An 18,746-nucleotide genomic window follows, 5' to 3' on the forward strand; every position below is an offset into this window, starting at 1 on the left:
GCGCACCCCGCACGGCGCACGGCGCGCGTCGCCGCCCGGCGAAGGCGGCGACGGATGCGACAGTCTTCAATAAGAGGCACGCATGAGGCGTACGCGCACACACGACGCGTACGCCCACGCATGAGGCGTACGGGAACGAACCAAGGCGAATCAGGAGTCCGTGCACGACATGAGCGACGAGCCGCAGCCGAAGAAGCCCCGCCCGGGCTGGGCATCGCACAAGCCGCAGGCGGCCGACACGCCCGACGACGCCAGGGACGACACCCGGACGGACGAAGCCGCCCTCCCACGATCGGATGAATCCGACGCGGAATCCGGCGGGAAGGACGGGACTGGTCCCGCCACGGCGACTGCCGGCGGTTCCGGAACGGCCGGCGCCTCCGCGAGGAAGGCCGCCCGCGACGAACGCCGGGCCGCCCTCAGGGCCCGCCGCACCGGCTGGCGCCGCCTCGTCCCCACCTGGCGCATGGTCTGCGGCACGTTCCTCGTCACCGCCCTGCTCGTCGTCGGCGGCTTCCTCCTCGGCTACGCCCTCGTCCAGATCCCCGCCGCCAACGCCCTCGCCACCCAGCAGGCCAACGTCTACCTCTACGCCGACGGCTCCGTCATCGCCCGCGACGGCGAGGTCAACCGCGAGAACGTCACGCTCTCCCAGATCTCGAAGGACGCCCAGCACGCGATCCTCGCCGCCGAGGACCGCGACTTCTACACCGAGTCCGCCGTCGACCCCCAGGCCATGATCCGCGGCGCCTGGAACACCGTCACCGGCAAGGGCAAGCAGTCCGGCTCCACCATCACCCAGCAGTACGTGAAGAACTACTACCTGCGCCAGGAACAGACCGTCACCCGCAAGGTGAAGGAGTTCTTCATCGCCATCAAGCTGGACCGCAACCAGTCCAAGGACGAGATCCTCGAGGGCTACCTCAACACCAGCTTCTTCGGCCGCGGCGCCTACGGCATCCAGGCCGCCGCCCACGCCTACTACGACATGGACGCCTCCGAACTCGACGCCGGCCGCGCCGCCTACCTCGCCGCCCTCGTCAACGCCCCCAGCCAGTACGACGTCGTCGCCCACCCCGAGAACCGCGCCTTCGTCGAGAACCGCTGGAACTACGTCCTCGACGGCATGGTCGACGAAGGCTGGCTCGACCCCGCCGAACGCGCCCGCCTCACCTTCCCCGTGCCCAAGCGGACCACCCACTCCACCGGCATGTCCGGGCAGCGCGGCTACATCGTCAACATCGTCAAGCAGCACCTGACCGCAAACAAGATCGTCGACGAAGCCGCCCTCGACGCCGGCGGCTACCGCATCACCACCACCCTGGAGAAGGACAAGCAGGACGCCTTCGTCGAGTCCGTCAACGACAACCTCATGGACCGCCTCGACAAGGAGAACCGCAAGGTCGACACCTACGTCCGCGCCGGCGGCGCCTCCATCGAACCCAAGACCGGCAAGGTCGTGGCGATGTACAACGGCATCGACTACGTCAAGCAGTACACCCCCAACGCCACCCGCCGGGACTTCCAGGTCGGCTCCTCCTTCAAGCCGTTCGTCTTCGCCGCCGCCGTCGAGAACGGCTCCCGCACCCAGGACGGCCGCCGCATCACCCCGAACACCCGCTACAACGGCGACAGCGAGCGCCCCGTCCAGGGCTGGGCCGGCCCCCGCTACGCACCCGAGAACGAGGACCACGAGGACTACGGCGACATCACCGTCAGCGAGGCCACCGACAAGTCCGTCAACGCCGTCTACGCCCAGATGGCCGTCGACGTCGGCCCCGACAAGGTCCGCAAGACCGCCGTCGACCTCGGCCTCTCCCCCGACACCCCCGACCTCGACGGCGCCGGACCCTCCATCGCCCTCGGCGTCGCCAACGCCAGCGTCCTCGACATGGCCCAGGCGTACGCCAGCCTCGCCAACCACGGCAAGCACACCCCGTACACCCTCGTCGAGAAGATCACCCAGAACGGCCGCGACATCGCCCTGCCCGAACGGCGCACCCGGCAGGCCGTCAGCCGCGAGGCCGCCGACACCACCACCTCCGTCCTCAAGGGCGTCGTCGAGAAGGGCACCGCCACCGCCGCCCAGACCTCCGGACGCCCCGCCGCCGGCAAGACCGGCACCGCCGAGGAGGACACCGCCGCCTGGTTCGCCGGCTACACCCCCGACCTCGCCACCGTCGTCGCCGTCATGGGCCAGGACCCCGTCACCGCCGGCCACAAGTCCCTCTACGGCGCCATGGGCCTGCCCCGCGTCAACGGCGGCGGCGCGCCCGCCGAGATCTGGGGCCAGTACACCCGCGACGCCCTCGCCGGCGAACCCGTGAGCTCCTTCAGCCTGCGCCTCCAGCCCGGCGCCCACGAGAGCCAGCCCCCCGCCCCCGACTCCAGCGGCGGACCGTCCTCCTCCGACGACCCCTCCGCCCCCGCCACCGGTGACCCCGACGACGAGGACACCGGCAGCAGCACCCCCGACGACGACAGCAGCGGCAGCGACACCGGCAGCGGCGACGACGGCGCGGAGAGCGAAGGGCAGGACAGCAGCGGCGGTACCAGCACCGGGTCCCCCAGCGGCGGCCAGAGCGGCGACACGGGCGACGGCGGCACCGGCACCGGCACCGGCGGCGACGACACCGGCGGCGCCACCGACGACTCCAACCGCGACGAACTCCCCGGCCCCGGCGGACTCAGCGGCGCCCTCGACGGACGCCGCTGGGACTAGGGACTCCCGCGTTTCCCGCTCGGCTCAGTGACCGGAGGTCGCCTTCAGACCCACCACGGCCACCAGCAGCAGACAGATGAAGAAGATCCGGGCGGCGGTCACCGGCTCCCCCAGCACCACCATGCCCAGCACCGCCGCCCCCGCCGCGCCGATCCCCACCCACACGCCGTACGCCGTCCCGATCGGCAGCGTCCGCGCCGCGTACGACAGCAACAGCATGCTCGTCACGATGCCCGCGCCCGTCAGCACGCTCGGCCACAGACGCGTGAAGCCGTCCGTGTACTTCATGCCGACCGACCAGCCGACCTCCAGCAGACCGGCGACCACCAACAACACCCAGGCCATGACAGGCACCTCCGGGACGAGACAGCGAAACGGGGGTGCGTCGTCTTCGCCATCACCCCGGTACGGCGCGTCTCGTCGGGGCCCGCACGGCCGGGCCGCACAGGACGTCCCACGCTACCCCACCACACACGAAGGGCCGGTGACGGCAGTCACCGGCCCCTCGCCACGCACCTGCGCGTCCTACAAATACAGCCCGGTCGAATCCTCCGACCCCTCGAAACGGTCCGCGGCCACCGCGTGCAGATCACGCTCCCGCATCAGCACGTACGCCGTCCCGCGCACCTCGACCTCCGCACGGTCCTCCGGGTCGAACAGCACCCGGTCACCCGGCTCCACCGTCCGCACGTTCTGCCCCACCGCGACCACCTCGGCCCAGGCCAGCCGACGGCCCACCGCCGCCGTCGCGGGAATCAGAATGCCGCCCCCCGAACGCCGCTCGCCCTCACCTGTCTCCTGCCGCACGAGCACACGGTCGTGCAGCATCCGGATCGGCAGCTTGTCGTGCGGGGAACTGTCGTTTCTGTTGGCGCTCACAGCCTGAAACCTACCTGCCTCGACGACGGACGCACGCGGGAGGGGGCACCGTCGGACCGCATCTCAGCGCCGCCGCTTACGGGTCCCCAGGGCCAGCAGCCCCACGACCCCCACCACCAGCAGCCCCGCCGGAACCACCCGCTCCAGCCGCGGCGCGCCCTTCTCGTCCACGAACTGCGCCTTCACCTGGCTCACCGCGCGGTTGACGCCCACATAGGCGCGCCCCAGCGTGTGGTCCACGTGCGACACGACCTTCGCCTTCGCGTCCCCCACGATCGTCTTCGGGTGCACCCGCACCCCGATCTCGTCCAGGGTCTCCGCGAGCGCCGCCCGGCGACGCGTGATGTCCGCCTCGATCTGCGCCGGGGTCCTGGTGTCCGCCGTGTCCGCCACCGTGTCGCCTCCACGATCCGCTGTGTTGCCTGTGCCGGACAGTCTGTCAGCTTCAGGCCGCGCCGCACTGTCAGGACCCCCGGTTACCCTCGATCCCGGCACCCGATCCACGCAGTGCACGTACGAGGAGACGAGACCGATGAGCGCACGCCTCACGCCCGGGGACGAGGCCCCCGCCTTCACCCTGCCCGACGCCGACGGCAACGAGGTGTCCCTGGCCGACCACAAGGGCCGCAAGGTCATCGTCTACTTCTACCCGGCGGCGCTGACCCCGGGCTGCACCAAGCAGGCGTGCGACTTCACGGACAACCTCGACCTGCTGGCCGGCGCGGGCTACGACGTGATCGGCATCAGCCCCGACAAGCCGGAGAAGCTCGCCAAGTTCCGCGAGCAGGAGTCCCTGAGGGTCACCCTCCTCGCCGACCCGGACAAGAAGGTCCTGGACGCCTACGGCGCGTACGGCGAGAAGAAGAACTACGGCCGCACCTACATGGGCGTCATCCGCTCCACGATCGTCGTCGACGAACAGGGCAAGGTCGAACACGCCCTCTACAACGTCCGCGCGACGGGCCACGTAGCCAAGATCATCAAGGACCTGGGCATCTGAGTCCGCCGAGCCCGCGGAACGGCCTGTACGGCAGCCCTTCGCCGCCTGATCGTCAGCCGGGACGTTTGGCCATGACGATCAGCCCGGGGCCGCTGTAGGAGTCGCAGTTCGGCAACCGAGCTCAGGCCGGCCTGCTCGATCAGGTTGACGAGTTGTCCCGGCCTCCACTTGTGGCACTTGTGGGTTGTCCAGCGGACGGGTGCGCCTTCGTAGGCCTCGGTGCGCACCCCGTCCTCGCCGCTGACGTGTGTCCGGCGAAACACCGTGGCAGAGCCTGGTCGCCCGCCTGATGGAGGTGGTGCTGCAGGTGAGAGCCTGCGCCGATCCCGGAGAGGACCGACAGCCGGGCCGCCCGCCTGCACCAATGATCACGTGACGGACGGCCTTGCGGCTTCGACGCGGACCGCTACAGGAGGCTCGGGCCGTTGCCACCCGCTACGGCAAGCGCGGTTGCGTCCGCCTCGCCACCGTCGCCGCCACCGCGGCGTCCGTTGCGATCCGGCTCCGAACGTGAGCTCCTACCCGACCCAGCAGTACACGTCGTGGCCCTGGCGTCGGGCTCTGCTGGCGAAAGCCGCCAGATTGCTCAGGATCACTTCGGCGATCTCCGTGTCGATGACCTCCCCGTCCTCCGCCCGCTGCAGGGACCATGCGGCAGCGGCATCCCTCAACTCGGACCGCTCGGCCTCGGCGAGTGCGGCAAACAGGCGAGACGACATCGCGAAGACGATGCCCCCGTCATCGTCTTCGCCAACGATGAGACGAGGCTCGCCGGCTTCGACGAGTTCCTCGAAGCTGCCGCCGGAAAGCAGGCACTCCCACTCGACCACAGCTTCTTCTGGATCGAAGTTGCCGAAGGAGAGCGACTCGAAGGCGCGTCGTGGCCCGGTCTGAAGAGCCGAAGCCGCTGACGCGTCATCCGGAGCAGCGAAGAACTGGACGATGACGCTCACCCTGGCATCATGCCGGACCGCCCCCGACTGTGATCGGCCAGACAGCTCCTAGCTGGAGCGTTCTCCCAAGGTCGCCGAGGTCGCCAATGTTCGAGGAGAAGTTCTGCTGTCTCAACCAGCGTCCGCACGTCCAGCTACGCCAGGTCACCCTGGCCGAACCCAGCACCCGCCAGGCGTGCGGCGCCCGGGGAGCAGCCGCTCAAACTGCCCGCACCTGTCGTCGCGGACGCTCTCAGTTGACACGACGAGACCACCCATCTGTACCGCCACCCCGGTACGGGCCGTTCCGTTTTTCGTACGTGACCGTCCGATATCCGGTTCGTTACTCCGTGCGAGGCCACGAACGGGTGGCCGGGGAACGGAGGGGTCGATGGGGGCCAGTGCGTACACCAAGGAGCGGCTGGAAGAGGCGGCTCGGGGAGCACGGACGTTGACGGAGGCGCTGGAGCGGCTGGGGGTGGATCCTAAGAGCTGGAAGCGGCGGTACATCTTCGACCGGATGAGGAAGCTGGGGGTGGACGTCTCGCACTTCGAGCGCGAGGGAGCGAAGTGGACGAGGCAGATTCTTGAGCCCGTCGTCGCCGCATCGACGAGCGTCAACGAGGTGCTCCGTCGGCTCGGCCTCGACCCGGTCGGTGGGCACCACACGAACATCTCCCACCGGATCAAGACCTACGGCATCGACACCTCGCACTTCACACCAGCCGCTCGTACGGAGCGGCAGCGGTACAACCAGCGCCGCCGGACCGCTGCGGAGATCCTCGTAGAGGACACCTCCGGCCACGCCCGACGCATCCCGGGCCGCCGGCTGAAAAGGGCGATGCATGAACTCGGGGTGGAGGAGCGCTGCGCACTGTGCGGCATCGAGCCGGTATGGCTCGGGGAGCCACTCCCTCTCGAGGTGGACCACGTCGACGGCAACTGGCGGAACAACCGGATCGAGAACCTTCGCATGCTCTGCCCCAACTGCCACTCGACGACGGACAGTTACCGAGGCCGCCGCAAAGGGCGGGCCTCGTGATGGCCGGCACGCCGTACACCCGCGAGCGGCTCGTCGAAGCCGCTGCCAGTTGTTCCGACGTCGACGAGGTCATCGCCTTCTTCGGCACCCGGCCCTACGGCGGTCTACGTCGGTACCTGCGCAAGCGCTTCGAGCACTTCGGCATCGACATCTCCCATTTCCCGCGCCGACAACGGGGGCCGGGCTCTTCCCTCAGACCAACCTCTGAGGAGCTGCGGAGTGCCGTCGCTGAGAGCATCTCCATCGCCGGCGCACTGAACGTTCTGGGCAAACCCAACAATGGCCGGCTACGCGCGCTGTTTCATCAATGGGTGGCAGAAGACGGCATCGACACGTCGCACTTCCTCGGACAGGCGCACCAGCGCGGCAGATCGAGTTCGACAGCCAAAGCCGCCGAGGACATCTTGATCCGGCACGACGGCACACGCCGAACCAAAACCACTCTGCTGCGGCGCGCGCTTCGCGATGTCGGCGTTCCCGAGCTGTGCGCCAGGTGCGGCACCGCCCCCGAGTGGCTCGGCAGGCCGATGACCCTGGAGGTCGATCACATCAACGGGGACTGGCGTGACAACCGGCGCGAGAATCTCCGGTTGCTCTGCCCCAACTGTCACGCGGTCACCACTACGTGGTGCAGAGGAGGCCGACGGTCCCGTCTCAGTGCCCAGTAGAGTAGGCACCGCTGCGGGCCCGTACCCCAGCTGGCCCAGAGGGCGCCGGTTTAGGTCCGGTGTGTCGTGGGTTCGAGTCCCACCGGGCCCACAGGAAGAAGAGGCTCGGCGCCTTCACATCGAAGGTGCCGAGCCTCTGCCATGCCCTCAGCCCAGCAGCTCCCGCACCACCGGCACCAGCGCCCTGAACGCCTTGCCCCGATGGCTGATCGCGTTCTTCTCGGCCGGGGTCAGTTCCGCGCAGGTCCTCGTCTCGCCCTCCGGCTGGAGGATCGGGTCGTAGCCGAAGCCGTTCGTGCCGGTGGGGGTGTGGCGGAGGGTGCCCGGGAGGCGGCCCTCGACGACCCTTTCCGTGCCGTCCGGCAGGGCGAGCGCCGCCGCGCAGGCGAAGTACGCGCCTCGGTGGGCGTCGTCGATGTCGGCGAGCTGGGCGAGGAGGAGGTCGAGGTTGGCCTTGTCGTCGCCGTGGGTGCCGGACCAGCGGGCGGAGAAGATGCCGGGGGCGCCGCCGAGGACGTCGACGCAGAGGCCGGAGTCGTCGGCGACGGCGGGCAGGCCGGTGGCCTGGGCGAGGGCGTGGGCCTTGAGCAGGGCGTTCTCGGCGAAGGTGACGCCGGTTTCCTTGACGTCGGGGACGTCGGGGTAGGCGTCGGCGCCGACGAGTTCGTGGGGCAGGCCCGCGTCGGCGAGGATCGAGCGGAGCTCGGTGATCTTTCCGGCGTTGCGGGTGGCGAGGATCAGGCGGGTCATGGGCCCAGTATCCCTGGGCGCATGACCGGGCCTGTTGCTCAAGGGGTGCAGACCTTGGTGAGTTCGCCGGCGGCGTCGGTGACGGGGCCGATGTCGGGGGTGGCGTCGCCGTTCTCGACGGAGGTGCGGACGTTGTCGACGGCCTTGTCGAGGTCGTCGACGGCCTTGGAGACGTCGGCGTTGTCGGTCTTGTCGCCGATCTCGGTGAGGTTCTTGTCGATGGAGTCGAGGGATTCCTCGAGCTGGGTGACGTCGTTGCCCGCGCTTTCGACGGCCTGCTGCATGTCGGTGACGCTGTCGGCGATGGCGTCGGCGGTCTGGACGCAGTCCAGTGCCTTGTCGACGGCGTCGCAGCCGGTGGTGAGTCCGGCGGTCAGCGCGACGGCCGCCAGGGTGGCGGCGACGGCTGCGGTGCGGCGTCGGCGGCTCGCTGCCATGGAACGTTCCCTCCCTCGTCGGGCCGGTGGGGCCCGCTGTGTCGGCGGGGCGCGCGGGGGGTGCCCGTACGCCCGTATCCCGTCAGACGCGGCGGCGGTCGGCGCGGTTGCTCGCGCCGACCGGTGTCCTTGGGGTGCCTTTTACCTTTCGAGAAGGGTATCGAGTGCGGCGCGCTGGGCGGCGGCGAGTTCGGTGCATCCGGTGACGGCGAGGTCGAGGAGGGCGTTGAGTTCGTCGCGGGCGAAGGGTTCGGCCTCGGCGGTGCCCTGGACCTCGACGAAGCGGCCGTCGCCGGTGCAGACGACGTTCATGTCGGTGTCGGCGCGGACGTCTTCCTCGTAGCAGAGGTCGAGGAGGGGGACGCCGGCGACGATGCCGACGGAGACGGCGGCGACGGTGCCGGTGAGGGGCTTGCGGCCGGGCTTGACGAGTTTCTTGCCCTGGGCCCAGCCGATGGCGTCGGCGAGGGCGACGTAGGCGCCGGTGATGGCGGCGGTGCGGGTGCCGCCGTCGGCCTGGAGGACGTCGCAGTCGAGGACGACGGTGTTCTCGCCGAGGGCCTTGTAGTCGATGACGGCGCGCAGGGAGCGGCCGATGAGGCGGCTGATCTCGTGGGTGCGGCCGCCGATGCGGCCGCGGACGGACTCGCGGTCGCCGCGGGTGTTGGTGGCGCGGGGGAGCATGGCGTATTCGGCGGTGACCCAGCCCTCGCCGCTGCCCTTGCGCCAGCGGGGGACGCCTTCGGTGACGGAGGCGGTGCAGAGGACCTTGGTGTCGCCGAAGGAGACGAGGACGGAGCCTTCGGCGTGTTTGCTCCAGCCGCGTTCGATGGTGACGGGGCGGAGCTGGTCGGGGGTGCGGCCGTCGATGCGAGACATGGCGTCGAGCCTAGCCGTACAAGGGGCGGGGCCCCTTCCACAGGTGTGGGAGGGGCCCCGAAGGTGTGGCCGTGGGTCACATCATGTCTTCGATTTCCGCGGCGATGGGGTCGGCGTCGGTGCCGATGACGACCTGGATGGCGCTGCCCATCTTGACGACGCCGTGGGCGCCGGCGGCCTTGAGGGCGGCGTCGTCGACCTTGGAGGGGTCCACGACTTCGGTGCGGAGGCGGGTGATGCAGCCCTCGACCTCTTCGATGTTGTCGATGCCGCCGAGCCCGGCAACGATCTTCTCAGCCTTGGTGGCCATGTTCGTACTCCCTGATCCGAACCGCTTTGTCGCAGTAACCCACAGTTGGCCCATCTTTGCGAGCGGTCATGTCGTGGGCGCTCGATGATGGGCGTCACGACAGCGGAACCGTCCTGCCTCACTGGTCTACACCACCGGGTGGACTGCCGCCAAACCCTCAGGGTCGTCCAGCGAAGGGGACTTGATGAGTACCGAGAGCCCCGCGGGTGCCGGTGCGGGGGTGAGCCCGCTGCGGGAGCGCTGGCACCGGTTGTTCCAGGGCCTGCAGAAGATGGGCCGCAGTCTTCAGCTGCCGATCGCGGTGCTGCCGGCGGCGGGCATCCTCAACCGGCTGGGGCAGCCGGACGTGTTCGGGGACGACGGTCTGGGGTGGACGAACGTCTCGAAGGTGATGGCGGGCGCGGGCGGGGCGCTGCTGGACGGTTCGCTGGGGCTGCCGCTGCTGTTCTGCGTGGGTGTGGCCATCGGGATGGCGAAGAAGGCGGACGGGTCGACGGCGCTGGCGGCGGTGACGGGGTTTCTCGTCTACTTCAATGTGCTGCGGCAGTTCCCGAAGGACTGTCCGGAGGGGTCTCAGGCGGTGCCGAATGTCGGCTGTCAGCTGGCGGACGGGACGGTGACGGCGTTCGACTACCAGAATCCGGGGGTGTTCGGCGGCATCGTCATCGGTCTGACGGCGGCGTACATGTGGCAGCGGTTCCACCGGACGAAGCTGGTGGACTGGCTGGGGTTCTTCAACGGGCGGCGTCTGGTGCCGATCATCATGGCGTTCGCGGCGATCGTGTTCGCGGCGCTGTGTCTGTGGGTGTGGCCGCCGATCGGTGACGCGCTGGAGAGTTTCAGCGACTGGATGACGGGGCTGGGCGCGTGGGGTGCGGGCGTCTTCGGTGTGGCGAACCGGGCGTTGCTGGTGATCGGCCTGCACCAGTTCCTGAACGTGCCCATCTGGTTCCAGTTCGGTTCGTACACGAGGCCGGACGGGACGGTGGTGCACGGTGACATCAACATGTTCCTGGCGGGTGACCCGGACGCGGGGCAGTTCCTGTCGGGGTTCTTCCCGATCATGATGTTCGCGTTGCCGGCGGCGGCGCTGGCGATCACGCACTGTGCGCGTCCTGACCGGCGCAAGGAGATCGGCGGTCTGATGCTGTCGGTGGCGCTGACGTCGTTCGTCACGGGTATCACGGAGCCGATCGAGTACTCGTTCCTGTTCGTCGCGCCGCTGCTGTACGCGTTGCACGCGGTGCTGACGGGGGTGTCGATGGCGGTGACGTGGGGTCTGGGCGCGCACGACGGGTTCAGTTTCTCGGCGGGTCTGATCGACTACGTCATCAACTGGAATCTGGCGACGCGGCCGTGGCTGATCATTCCGATCGGGCTGGTGTTCGCGGCTGTGTATTACGTGGTCTTCCGGTTCGCCATCACGCGGTTCGATCTGCGGACTCCGGGGCGGGAGCCGGAGGAGGAGGTGGAGGACGCGGCGCGGCGCTGATCCCGTAGCCTGGCGGCGGCTGTCCAAGCCCTCGGGACCTTAAGTTCCGGGGGCTTTTCGGTGTGCCCGTGAGGGGGTCTCTCCGACCCTTCGGTGGAGGCACGGTGTGTAGTCCCACGGTCGCGGATTCGCGGGTTCCTTACGTGGCCTTCATCGTGCTACAACAGGTCTACACCACTAGTGGTGTAGACCACCACCGATGGAGGAAGTATGAGCACCGCCACCGACTCGGCGGCCCCCGCGAAGAAGCGGGGATCCGGCCTTTTCCAGGGCCTGCAGAAGGTCGGCCGCAGCCTTCAGCTCCCGATCGCCGTGCTGCCGGCGGCGGGCATTCTGCTGCGCCTCGGCCAGCCGGACGTGTTCGGCGCGGACGGCCTCGGCTGGGACAAGGTCGCAGCCGTCTTCGCCACCGCCGGTGGCGCCATCTTCGACAACCTGCCGATGCTGTTCTGCATCGGTGTGGCCATCGGCTTCGCCAAGAAGGCCGACGGCTCGACCGCCCTCGCCGCGCTCGTCGGCTTCCTGGTCTACAGCAACGTCCTCAAGGCCTTCCCGGTCACCGAGGCCAAGGTGCAGGACGGCGCGGACATAGCCGCGACGTACAACAACCCCGGTGTTCTCGGCGGCATCCTGATGGGTCTGCTGGCCGCGACGCTGTGGCAGCGGTACCACCGCAAGAAGCTGGTGGACTGGCTCGGCTTCTTCAACGGCCGCCGGCTCGTCCCGATCATCATGGCGTTCGTCGGCACGCTCGTGGGTGTCTTCTTCGGCCTGGTCTGGGAGCCGATCGGCGAGCTCATCTCCGACGCGGGCGAGTGGATCACCGGTCTCGGCGCCGCCGGCGCGGGTCTGTTCGGTCTGATCAACCGCGCGCTGATCCCCATCGGCATGCACCAGTTCGTGAACACCGTCTCCTGGTTCCAGATCGGTGACTTCACCAACGCGGCGGGCGAGGTCGTCCACGGTGACCTGAACCGCTTCTTCGCCGGTGACCCGGACGCCGGCCAGTTCATGTCGGGCTTCTTCCCGATCATGATGTTCGGTCTGCCGGCCGCCGCGCTCGCCATCGCGCACGCCGCCCGTCCCGAGCGCCGCAAGGCCGTGCTGGGCATGATGCTCTCGCTCGCGCTGACCTCGTTCGTGACCGGTGTGACCGAGCCGATCGAGTTCGCGTTCATGTTCATCGCCCCGGCGCTGTACGTGATCCACGCGGTGCTGACCGCGCTGTCCATGGCGATCACCTGGGCGCTCGGTGTGCACGCCGGCTTCACCTTCTCGGCGGGCTTCATCGACTACGCCCTGAACTGGAACCTGGCGACCAAGCCCTGGCTGATCATCCCGATCGGCCTGGTCTTCGCGGCGATCTACTACGTGCTGTTCCGCTTCGCGATCAACAAGTTCAACCTCCCGACGCCGGGCCGCGAGCCCGAGGAGGAGGTCGAGGACCTCACCAAGGCGTGAGCGGTCCCCGTACGAAGGGGAGGGCCCCGGTACCGAGTCGGTTCCGGGGCCCTCCCCTTTGCGCGGGCGTGCTCAGATCTCGTACGTCGCCCCCGGCGCCGCCAGCCCCACCGGGCCGTCGTACACCGCGCGGGCGTCGGTGAGGTTGACCTGCGGGTCGGTCCACGGCGGGATGTGCGTGAGGATCAGCCGGCGGGCCCCGGCGCGGGCCGCGGACTCGCCCGCCTCGCGGCCGTTGAGGTGCAGGTCCGGGATGTTCTCCTTGCCGTGCGTGAAGGCGGCCTCGCACAGGAAGAGGTCGGTGTCCCGGGCGAGGTCGTCCAGCAGCGGGGTCGCTCCCGTGTCGCCGGAGTAGGTCAGCGTCCTGCCGCCGTGCTCGATGCGGATGCCGTACGCCTCGACCGGGTGCGCGACGCGCTCGGTGTGCACGAGGAACGGGCCGATCTCGAAGGTGGACGGCTTGACCGTGTGGAAGTCGAAGACCTCGCTCATGGAGGAGGCCGAGGGGGTGTCGGCGTAGGCGGTGGTCAGCCGGTGCTCGGTGCCCTCGGGGCCGTAGACCGGCAGCGGGGCGCAGCGGCCGCCGTCGTGCCGGTAGTAACGCGCCACGAAGTAGGCGCACATGTCGATGCAGTGGTCGGCGTGCAGGTGGCTGAGGAAGATCGCGTCGAGGTCGTAGAGACCGCAGTGGCGCTGCAGCTCGCCCAGGGCGCCGTTGCCCATGTCGAGAAGCAACCGGAAGCCGTCGGCCTCGACGAGGTAGCTCGAGCAGGCCGATTCCGCGGACGGGAACGACCCCGAGCAGCCGACGACGGTGAGCTTCATGAAGCAGAAACCTCCGCTGGCGGGTGTGGGAAGACGGGGGTCGTGCGGTTCGTCGAGCGTAAGGCGCAAAACCTGCGGTCGCTCCTCCGCCAGGCGCCGTTGTGGGCGAACTCACCTGCGCTGTCACCGGTTCGGCTGGAAGGGGCGCGTCCGGGGGCGGGAGGGGGCGCGCGCTCGCGGCCCGCGCCGGTACGGTCTGGTCATGAACACGGCCTGGTGGCTCGCGCTCGCCGCGGTGGTCCTGCTCGCCCTGGTCACCGCTCTCGTGGACGGCTGGGGGCGGGGGCACCGCCCTCGCAGAGACCGTCGCGCGCGGCGGGACGGTGAGGCGGAGTGACGTACGCCGAGAACGCGTGAGGGGCCGGGGTGCGTTCCCCGGCCCCTCACGTCACGCCTGACGCACTACGCCCAGAGCTGGCCCTGGAGGGTGTCGATGGCTTCCTCCGTGGTCGCCGCCGTGTAGACGCCGGTCGACAGGTACTTCCAGCCGCCGTCGGCGACGACGAAGACGACGTCGGCGCTCTCGCCGGCCTTGAGCGCCTTGTTCGCGACGCCGATCGCCGCGTGCAGGGCGGCGCCGGTGGAGACGCCGGCGAAGATGCCCTCCTGCTGGAGGAGTTCGCGGGTGCGGGTGACCGCGTCGGCGGAGCCGACGGAGAAGCGGGTGGTGAGGACGGAGGCGTCGTACAGCTCCGGCACGAAGCCCTCGTCGAGGTTGCGCAGGCCGTAGACGAGGTCGTCGTAGCGCGGCTCGGCGGCGACGATCTTCACGTCGGGCTTGTGCTCGCGCAGGAAGCGGCCGACGCCCATCAGGGTGCCCGTGGTGCCGAGTCCCGCGACGAAGTGGGTGACGGACGGGAGGTCGGCGAGGATCTCCGGGCCGGTGGTCGCGTAGTGGGCGCCCGCGTTGTCCGGGTTGCCGTACTGGTAGAGCATCACCCAGTCCGGGTGCTCGGCGGACAGCTCCTTGGCGACGCGGACGGCGGTGTTGGAGCCGCCGGCGGCCGGGGAGGAGATGATCTCCGCACCCCACATGCCGAGCAGGTCGCGCCGCTCCTGGGAGGTGTTCTCGGGCATCACGCAGACCATGCGGTAGCCCTTGAGCTTCGCGGCCATCGCGAGGGAGATGCCGGTGTTGCCGCTGGTGGGCTCGAGGATGGTGCAGCCGGGGGTGAGGCGGCCGTCCTTCTCCGCCTGTTCGATCATGAACAGGGCCGGGCGGTCCTTGATCGAGCCGGTGGGGTTGCGGTCCTCCAGCTTGGCCCAGATGCGGACCTCGGCGGACGGCGACAGCCGCGGCAGGCGCACCAGAGGGGTGTTGCCCACCGCGGCCAGCGGGGAGTCGTAACGCATGGGGATCAGGCCATACCGCCGGCCACCGCCGGCAGGATCGTCACGTTGTCGCCGTCGCTCAGCTTGGTGTTGATGCCGTCGAGGAAGCGGACGTCCTCGTCGTTGAGGTAGACGTTGACGAACCGGCGCAGCTGGCCGCCGTCCACGATGCGGGCCTGGATGCCCGCGTGCCGGGTCTCGAGGTCGGCGAAGAGCTCGGCGAGGGTGTCCCCGGTGCCCTCCACCGCCTTCTGACCGTCGGTGTACTGGCGGAGGATGGTGGGGATGCGGACCTCGATGGCCATGGCTGAGGGCTCCTGTCGGAAGGTGTCGTGGGTTCTGCGTAAGGGCACACGGCGGCGCCGCGGCTCGCGGCCGCGGGCGGCGGCGGAACGTCAACAGATGGCGCTGTTCAGCCTGCACAGGTCGACGTGGAGCCGCGCCACGAGCAGGGTGCCCGGCGCCTTGTCGTCCACGTCGAAGAGAACCATGCGGGCATCGTATCGATTCCCCGTCCGGGATCCGGAGTGTGATCCCACATCCTGGACGTCAACCATCCGCCATGCGGGATCAGTACGCCTCGACGACCTTGACCTCCTCCTCGGTGACCTCGCCCTCCACGATGCGGAAGGAGCGGAACTGGAACTCGCCGGCGCCGTCGGTGTCGGCGGTGGAGACCAGGACGTAGTGGGCGCCGGGCTCGTTGGCGTAGGAGATGTCGGTGCGGGAGGGGTAGGCCTCGGTGGCGGTGTGGGAGTGGTAGATGACCACCGGCTCCTCGTCGCGGTCGTCCATCTCCCGGTACAGCTTGAGCAGGTCCTGGGAGTCGAACTCGTAGAAGGTGGGCGAGCGGGCCGCGTTCAGCATGGGGATGAAGCGCTCGGGGCGGCCGGCGCCCACCGGGCCCGCCACCACGCCGCACGCCTCGTCGGGGTGGTCCTCGCGGGCATGGGCGACGATCCGGTCGTACAGGGCCTGGGTGATGGTCAGCATGGGGCTCAGGATAAGCAGACGGGCCGTCCCGTACCGAGGGGTGGTACGGAACGGCCCGGATGCCGGACACCTTGAGCGGGTGGCGCCGGGGAACCCCACGAGTGCTCCCCGGCGCCGGTGTCCTTCGGGGTGGTCAGCCGACCTTCTCGAACCGGCTCTCGTCGCGGTCCGCGAGCGCCGGGTTGTTCCGCTTCAGCACGGTCCAGCCGATGCCCAGGGCGACGGCCCAGCCGGCCGCGACGTAGAGGCAGACGCGCGCGTCCGCGTCCGCCGCGATCATGACGGTGACGCCGATCAGGAAGACCAGCGCGACCCAGCTGAACAGGGCGCCGCCGGGGGCGGGGAAGGAGGAGGCGGGCAGCCGGCCGGCGTCGACGGCGCGGCGGTAGCGGATGTGGCTGACGAGGATCATCATCCAGGTCCAGATGCCGGCCGCGGTGGCGACGGAGGTGACGTAGGCGAACGCCTTCTCCGGGACGACGTAGTTGAGGATCACGCCGATGCCCATGAGCGCCACGGAGACGGTGATGCCGACGGCGGGCGTCCTGCGGGCGTTGAGCTTGCCGAAGGCCTGCGGGGCCTCGTTGTTGGCGGCGAGGTCGCGCAGCATCCGGCCGGTGGAGTACATGCCGGAGTTGCAGGACGACAGGGCCGCGGTGAGCACGACGAAGTTGACGATGCCCGCGGCGAGCGGGATGCCGATCTTGCCGAAGGCGTGGACGAAGGGACTCTCGCCGGCGGAGAACTCGGTCCACTTGACGACGGAGAGGATCACCAGCAGGGCGCCGACGTAGAAGACGATGATGCGCCAGGGCAGGGTGTTGATGGCCTTGGGCAGGGTCTTCTCGGGGTTCTCGGACTCGCCCGCGGTGACGCCGACCAGCTCGACGGCGAGGTAGGCGAACATGACGCCCTGGAGGGTCATCAGGCTGGAGCCGATGCCGTTGGGGAAGAAGCCGTCGTGCGACCAGAGGTTGGAGACGGCGGCGGTGTCACCGGCGTCGGAGAAGCCGAGGGTGAGCACGCCGAGACCGATGACGATCATGCCGATGATGGCGGTGACCTTGATCATCGAGAACCAGAACTCGACCTCGCCGAAGATCTTGACGGAGATCAGGTTCACGCCGAACAGCACGACGAGGAAGACCAGGGCGCTGACCCACTGCGGGATCTCGGGGAACCAGAAGTGGATGTAGATGGCGGCGGCCGTCAGCTCGGCCATGCCGGTGACCACCCACATCAGCCAGTACGTCCAGCCGGTGACGAACCCGAAGAACGGGCCGAGGAACTCGCGGGCGTACTCGGCGAAGGAGCCGGAGACGGGCCGGTAGAGGAGGAGCTCTCCCAGGGCCCGCATGATGAAGAAAATGACGACGCCCGCGAGGGCGTACATGAGGATGATGCTGGGGCCGGCCTTGGCGATGTTCGCCCCGGCGCCCATGAAGAGGCCGACGCCGATGGCGCCGCCGATCGCGATCATCTGGACCTGGCGGCTGCCCAGTCCCCGCTCGTAGCCCTCTTCGGAGGCTTCGGTGACCTTCGCTGAGGTCATGTGTCGTGCGCCTTTCTCCATGCCGACCCGGGCCGCTGCTCGGCCGCGGATCGGGTCTCGATCCCCCCGGACTGATGGAGCTGAGCGGGCGCGCGGGCCCGCTCGTGCCAGGCCGGCGGTGACCGGCTCGGTGGCGCACCCGGCCGAACGTTCGGGTGGCGTTCGCCGGGCGGTCGTGAAGATGTATCACGGCCGCCATCCTGATCACAGAGGGGCGCTGTGACGCGCCCCACAGGAAGAAGCGAACAAAAGGCACCTGAAGAGCCCATAGAAGGCGGGCCATTTGACGCGATCGTTATCCGGATTTGAGTGTCCTCTGAGCGAACGCGTGAGCGGACTTGTCCGGACATTCCCCCCGGATGTCCGGCATGCCGCCCGGACTCACGTCATGCCGCTCGGACTTACGGCATGAGCGTCGAGACGAGCGTCTCCTGGAGGCCGCCCAGCCAGAGGTACGCCATCACCATCGGCTTGCGCGGGTCCTCGTCGGGGAGGTGGAACAGCAGGTCGCTGTCGTCCTCGTCGGTGATCTCCAGCCGGGCGCCGATCGCCAGGCGCAGGTCGTTCAGCGCGCCGAGCCAGCGCAGGGACTCCTCCGGCGACAGCTTCAGCACCGCGCCGCCCTCGCCGGCCGCCCTCAGTCCGTCCAGGGAGCGGATCACCGCCAGCGCGTTGTCCCGCTTGCCGGCCCGCAGGTCGTTCTCCGTGTAGCGGCGGAACTCGGCGGAGTGCGCCCGCTGCTCCTCGGCCTCCTCGGGCCGCTCGGCGCCCTCCGGGTCGACGTACGCGTCCGGGAAGAGGCGGCGCAGCACCGGGTCGGAGGGCGGCTCGCTGGGGCCGTCGGCGAAGAGCTCCGCGAGCGGGTCGCCGCCGGACTCCTCGGCGGGCCCGGGGCCGATGATCTCCATCAGCTGCACGGCCAGCGAGCGGATGATGGAGATCTCGACGTCGTCGAGGGCGACGGCCGCGCCGCCGCCGGGGAGCGGTTCGAAGGTTCCTGGCATGGAGACGATTCGCTACTTCCGGTCCTGCGGGCGGGGTCGGGCCACGTCCGGTGCGGTCATGTCCGGCGTCACTTCCGGTCGTGCTGGAGGGTGGCCCACAGGCCGTAGCCGTGCATGGCCTGGACGTCGCGCTCCATCTCCTCGCGGGTGCCGCTGGAGACGACGGCCCGGCCCTTGTGGTGGACGTCGAGCATGAGCTTGGTGGCCTTGTCCTTGGAGTAGCCGAAGTACGTCTGGAAGACGTACGTCACATAGCTCATGAGGTTGACCGGATCGTTGTGGACGATCGTGACCCACGGGACGTCGGGCTCGGGTACGGCGAAGACCTCCTCCGCCGACTCGGTGCGTTCGATCTCCAGGGGTGCGGGTGACGTCACACAGCCCATGCTGCCACCGGAGGGGGGTGGTCGCACAAACCGGCCCGCCACAGGCGCCGTCCGGAGCGGTGCGCGGGGCGGGCGGCGACCG

At 69.4% G+C, this 18,746-nt stretch carries 23 protein-coding genes, 1 tRNA gene and 1 riboswitch; of the genes, 8 read left to right on the plus strand and 16 right to left on the minus strand.

Going from position 1 to position 18,746, the window contains the following annotated elements:
- The first annotated feature begins 169 nt into the window (after nt 1-169).
- Nucleotides 170-2,722 (plus strand): transglycosylase domain-containing protein, encoded by a 2,553-nt coding sequence (locus tag ACFOSY_RS08570; RefSeq protein ID WP_394306134.1) that lies wholly within the window; start codon nt 170-172, stop codon nt 2,720-2,722.
- 24 nt (nt 2,723-2,746) lie between these two features.
- On the opposite strand, the gene ACFOSY_RS08575 is transcribed toward ACFOSY_RS08570, so the two are convergent.
- From ACFOSY_RS08575 to ACFOSY_RS08585, 3 genes are all read right to left on the minus strand, one after another.
- Nucleotides 2,747-3,067, minus strand: coding sequence for a DMT family transporter (locus ACFOSY_RS08575; protein WP_019525098.1), 321 nt, complete (start codon nt 3,065-3,067; stop codon nt 2,747-2,749).
- Between the two features lie 34 nt (nt 3,068-3,101).
- Nucleotides 3,102-3,168, minus strand: a riboswitch (guanidine-III (ykkC-III) riboswitch).
- A 79-nt stretch (nt 3,169-3,247) separates the two neighbouring features.
- Nucleotides 3,248-3,550, minus strand: a complete 303-nt coding sequence (locus ACFOSY_RS08580) for a GroES family chaperonin (protein ID WP_156698885.1) — start codon at nt 3,548-3,550, stop codon at nt 3,248-3,250.
- 114 nt (nt 3,551-3,664) lie between these two features.
- Nucleotides 3,665-3,994, minus strand: a complete 330-nt coding sequence (locus ACFOSY_RS08585) for a DUF3618 domain-containing protein (protein WP_394306135.1) — start codon at nt 3,992-3,994, stop codon at nt 3,665-3,667.
- A 139-nt stretch (nt 3,995-4,133) separates the two neighbouring features.
- Here ACFOSY_RS08585 and bcp point away from each other — a divergent pair, with 139 nt between their 5' ends.
- Nucleotides 4,134-4,601 (plus strand): thioredoxin-dependent thiol peroxidase, encoded by a 468-nt coding sequence (gene bcp / locus ACFOSY_RS08590; RefSeq protein WP_394306136.1) that lies wholly within the window; start codon nt 4,134-4,136, stop codon nt 4,599-4,601.
- 518 nt (nt 4,602-5,119) lie between these two features.
- On the opposite strand, the gene ACFOSY_RS08595 is transcribed toward bcp, so the two are convergent.
- Nucleotides 5,120-5,554, minus strand: a complete 435-nt coding sequence (locus ACFOSY_RS08595; RefSeq protein WP_394306137.1) for a hypothetical protein — start codon at nt 5,552-5,554, stop codon at nt 5,120-5,122.
- A 370-nt stretch (nt 5,555-5,924) separates the two neighbouring features.
- Between ACFOSY_RS08595 and ACFOSY_RS08600 the strand changes: the two genes are divergently transcribed.
- The 3 genes from ACFOSY_RS08600 to ACFOSY_RS08610 all read left to right on the plus strand — a co-directional run bounded on the left by ACFOSY_RS08600 (nt 5,925) and on the right by ACFOSY_RS08610 (nt 7,334).
- Nucleotides 5,925-6,575, plus strand: a complete 651-nt coding sequence (locus ACFOSY_RS08600; RefSeq protein WP_394306138.1) for an HNH endonuclease signature motif containing protein — start codon at nt 5,925-5,927, stop codon at nt 6,573-6,575.
- On the plus strand, nt 6,575-7,243 hold the full coding sequence (locus ACFOSY_RS08605) for an HNH endonuclease (RefSeq protein ID WP_394306139.1): 669 nt from the start codon (nt 6,575-6,577) through the stop codon (nt 7,241-7,243). The genes ACFOSY_RS08600 and ACFOSY_RS08605 overlap by 1 nt, the downstream gene beginning before the upstream one ends.
- A gap of 15 nt (nt 7,244-7,258) precedes the next feature.
- Nucleotides 7,259-7,334 (plus strand) — tRNA-Leu (locus tag ACFOSY_RS08610).
- A 56-nt stretch (nt 7,335-7,390) separates the two neighbouring features.
- On the opposite strand, the gene rdgB is transcribed toward ACFOSY_RS08610, so the two are convergent.
- From rdgB to ACFOSY_RS08630, 4 genes are all read right to left on the minus strand, one after another.
- Nucleotides 7,391-7,993, minus strand: a complete 603-nt coding sequence (gene rdgB / locus ACFOSY_RS08615; protein ID WP_394306140.1) for an RdgB/HAM1 family non-canonical purine NTP pyrophosphatase — start codon at nt 7,991-7,993, stop codon at nt 7,391-7,393.
- 38 nt (nt 7,994-8,031) lie between these two features.
- Nucleotides 8,032-8,430: a hypothetical protein gene (locus ACFOSY_RS08620; RefSeq protein ID WP_394306141.1), complete on the minus strand. Its 399-nt coding sequence runs from the start codon at nt 8,428-8,430 to the stop codon at nt 8,032-8,034.
- 141 nt (nt 8,431-8,571) lie between these two features.
- The gene (gene rph / locus ACFOSY_RS08625) at nt 8,572-9,309 is read right to left on the minus strand and encodes a ribonuclease PH (protein WP_394306142.1); all 738 of its coding nucleotides are present in this window, start codon (nt 9,307-9,309) and stop codon (nt 8,572-8,574) included.
- Nucleotides 9,310-9,385: 76 nt separating this feature from the next.
- Complete coding sequence (locus tag ACFOSY_RS08630; RefSeq protein WP_006131663.1) at nt 9,386-9,619, minus strand: glucose PTS transporter subunit EIIB; 234 nt, start codon at nt 9,617-9,619, stop codon at nt 9,386-9,388.
- 184 nt (nt 9,620-9,803) lie between these two features.
- On the opposite strand from ACFOSY_RS08630, the gene ACFOSY_RS08635 reads away from it, so the two are divergent.
- Both ACFOSY_RS08635 and ACFOSY_RS08640 read left to right on the plus strand, forming a co-directional pair.
- Nucleotides 9,804-11,111, plus strand: coding sequence for a PTS transporter subunit EIIC (locus ACFOSY_RS08635; protein WP_394306143.1), 1,308 nt, complete (start codon nt 9,804-9,806; stop codon nt 11,109-11,111).
- A gap of 210 nt (nt 11,112-11,321) precedes the next feature.
- Entirely contained in the window at nt 11,322-12,572 is a 1,251-nt protein-coding gene (locus ACFOSY_RS08640) for a PTS transporter subunit EIIC (protein WP_394306144.1), read from the plus strand.
- Between the two features lie 72 nt (nt 12,573-12,644).
- On the opposite strand, the gene ACFOSY_RS08645 is transcribed toward ACFOSY_RS08640, so the two are convergent.
- On the minus strand, nt 12,645-13,397 hold the full coding sequence (locus ACFOSY_RS08645; protein ID WP_394306145.1) for an MBL fold metallo-hydrolase: 753 nt from the start codon (nt 13,395-13,397) through the stop codon (nt 12,645-12,647).
- Between the two features lie 202 nt (nt 13,398-13,599).
- Here ACFOSY_RS08645 and ACFOSY_RS08650 point away from each other — a divergent pair, with 202 nt between their 5' ends.
- Nucleotides 13,600-13,734 (plus strand): hypothetical protein, encoded by a 135-nt coding sequence (locus tag ACFOSY_RS08650; RefSeq protein ID WP_086016123.1) that lies wholly within the window; start codon nt 13,600-13,602, stop codon nt 13,732-13,734.
- Nucleotides 13,735-13,799: 65 nt separating this feature from the next.
- On the opposite strand, the gene ACFOSY_RS08655 is transcribed toward ACFOSY_RS08650, so the two are convergent.
- The 7 genes from ACFOSY_RS08655 to clpS form a co-directional block, all read right to left on the minus strand.
- Nucleotides 13,800-14,750 carry a PLP-dependent cysteine synthase family protein gene (locus tag ACFOSY_RS08655; RefSeq protein WP_394306146.1) on the minus strand — a complete coding sequence of 317 codons (951 nt, stop codon included), beginning with the start codon at nt 14,748-14,750 and terminating at the stop codon, nt 13,800-13,802.
- Between the two features lie 5 nt (nt 14,751-14,755).
- Nucleotides 14,756-15,034 (minus strand): MoaD/ThiS family protein, encoded by a 279-nt coding sequence (locus ACFOSY_RS08660; RefSeq protein ID WP_394306147.1) that lies wholly within the window; start codon nt 15,032-15,034, stop codon nt 14,756-14,758.
- 90 nt (nt 15,035-15,124) lie between these two features.
- Nucleotides 15,125-15,220: a putative leader peptide gene (locus tag ACFOSY_RS08665; RefSeq protein WP_006131669.1), complete on the minus strand. Its 96-nt coding sequence runs from the start codon at nt 15,218-15,220 to the stop codon at nt 15,125-15,127.
- A 79-nt stretch (nt 15,221-15,299) separates the two neighbouring features.
- The gene (locus ACFOSY_RS08670) at nt 15,300-15,722 is read right to left on the minus strand and encodes a Mov34/MPN/PAD-1 family protein (protein ID WP_394306148.1); all 423 of its coding nucleotides are present in this window, start codon (nt 15,720-15,722) and stop codon (nt 15,300-15,302) included.
- 133 nt (nt 15,723-15,855) lie between these two features.
- Nucleotides 15,856-17,274, minus strand: coding sequence for an amino acid permease (locus tag ACFOSY_RS08675; RefSeq protein ID WP_394306149.1), 1,419 nt, complete (start codon nt 17,272-17,274; stop codon nt 15,856-15,858).
- A gap of 401 nt (nt 17,275-17,675) precedes the next feature.
- Nucleotides 17,676-18,278: a DUF2017 domain-containing protein gene (locus tag ACFOSY_RS08680; protein ID WP_394306150.1), complete on the minus strand. Its 603-nt coding sequence runs from the start codon at nt 18,276-18,278 to the stop codon at nt 17,676-17,678.
- Nucleotides 18,279-18,346: 68 nt separating this feature from the next.
- Nucleotides 18,347-18,664: an ATP-dependent Clp protease adapter ClpS gene (gene clpS / locus ACFOSY_RS08685; RefSeq protein WP_093767120.1), complete on the minus strand. Its 318-nt coding sequence runs from the start codon at nt 18,662-18,664 to the stop codon at nt 18,347-18,349.
- Nucleotides 18,665-18,746 lie beyond the last annotated feature (82 nt).

Origin of the sequence: Streptomyces lusitanus (genome assembly GCF_042647945.1) — a bacterium.
Classification (GTDB): Bacteria; Actinomycetota; Actinomycetes; order Streptomycetales; family Streptomycetaceae; genus Streptomyces; species Streptomyces pseudogriseolus.

What these genes read in the sequence shown, in the direction of transcription:
- ACFOSY_RS08570 (WP_394306134.1), top strand. Translation starts at nt 170, where the DNA reads ATGAGCGACGAGCCGCAGCCGAAGAAGCCCCGCCCGGGCTGGGCATCG.
- ACFOSY_RS08575 (WP_019525098.1), bottom strand. Translation starts at nt 3,067, where the DNA reads ATGGCCTGGGTGTTGTTGGTGGTCGCCGGTCTGCTGGAGGTCGGCTGG.
- ACFOSY_RS08580 (WP_156698885.1), bottom strand. Translation starts at nt 3,550, where the DNA reads ATGCTGCACGACCGTGTGCTCGTGCGGCAGGAGACAGGTGAGGGCGAG.
- bcp (WP_394306136.1), top strand. Translation starts at nt 4,134, where the DNA reads ATGAGCGCACGCCTCACGCCCGGGGACGAGGCCCCCGCCTTCACCCTG.
- ACFOSY_RS08600 (WP_394306138.1), top strand. Translation starts at nt 5,925, where the DNA reads ATGGGGGCCAGTGCGTACACCAAGGAGCGGCTGGAAGAGGCGGCTCGG.
- ACFOSY_RS08605 (WP_394306139.1), top strand. Translation starts at nt 6,575, where the DNA reads ATGGCCGGCACGCCGTACACCCGCGAGCGGCTCGTCGAAGCCGCTGCC.
- rdgB (WP_394306140.1), bottom strand. Translation starts at nt 7,993, where the DNA reads ATGACCCGCCTGATCCTCGCCACCCGCAACGCCGGAAAGATCACCGAG.
- ACFOSY_RS08620 (WP_394306141.1), bottom strand. Translation starts at nt 8,430, where the DNA reads ATGGCAGCGAGCCGCCGACGCCGCACCGCAGCCGTCGCCGCCACCCTG.
- rph (WP_394306142.1), bottom strand. Translation starts at nt 9,309, where the DNA reads ATGTCTCGCATCGACGGCCGCACCCCCGACCAGCTCCGCCCCGTCACC.
- ACFOSY_RS08630 (WP_006131663.1), bottom strand. Translation starts at nt 9,619, where the DNA reads ATGGCCACCAAGGCTGAGAAGATCGTTGCCGGGCTCGGCGGCATCGAC.
- ACFOSY_RS08635 (WP_394306143.1), top strand. Translation starts at nt 9,804, where the DNA reads ATGAGTACCGAGAGCCCCGCGGGTGCCGGTGCGGGGGTGAGCCCGCTG.
- ACFOSY_RS08640 (WP_394306144.1), top strand. Translation starts at nt 11,322, where the DNA reads ATGAGCACCGCCACCGACTCGGCGGCCCCCGCGAAGAAGCGGGGATCC.
- ACFOSY_RS08645 (WP_394306145.1), bottom strand. Translation starts at nt 13,397, where the DNA reads ATGAAGCTCACCGTCGTCGGCTGCTCGGGGTCGTTCCCGTCCGCGGAA.
- ACFOSY_RS08650 (WP_086016123.1), top strand. Translation starts at nt 13,600, where the DNA reads ATGAACACGGCCTGGTGGCTCGCGCTCGCCGCGGTGGTCCTGCTCGCC.
- ACFOSY_RS08655 (WP_394306146.1), bottom strand. Translation starts at nt 14,750, where the DNA reads ATGCGTTACGACTCCCCGCTGGCCGCGGTGGGCAACACCCCTCTGGTG.
- ACFOSY_RS08660 (WP_394306147.1), bottom strand. Translation starts at nt 15,034, where the DNA reads ATGGCCATCGAGGTCCGCATCCCCACCATCCTCCGCCAGTACACCGAC.
- ACFOSY_RS08665 (WP_006131669.1), bottom strand. Translation starts at nt 15,220, where the DNA reads ATGGTTCTCTTCGACGTGGACGACAAGGCGCCGGGCACCCTGCTCGTG.
- ACFOSY_RS08670 (WP_394306148.1), bottom strand. Translation starts at nt 15,722, where the DNA reads ATGCTGACCATCACCCAGGCCCTGTACGACCGGATCGTCGCCCATGCC.
- ACFOSY_RS08675 (WP_394306149.1), bottom strand. Translation starts at nt 17,274, where the DNA reads ATGACCTCAGCGAAGGTCACCGAAGCCTCCGAAGAGGGCTACGAGCGG.
- ACFOSY_RS08680 (WP_394306150.1), bottom strand. Translation starts at nt 18,278, where the DNA reads ATGCCAGGAACCTTCGAACCGCTCCCCGGCGGCGGCGCGGCCGTCGCC.
- clpS (WP_093767120.1), bottom strand. Translation starts at nt 18,664, where the DNA reads ATGGGCTGTGTGACGTCACCCGCACCCCTGGAGATCGAACGCACCGAG.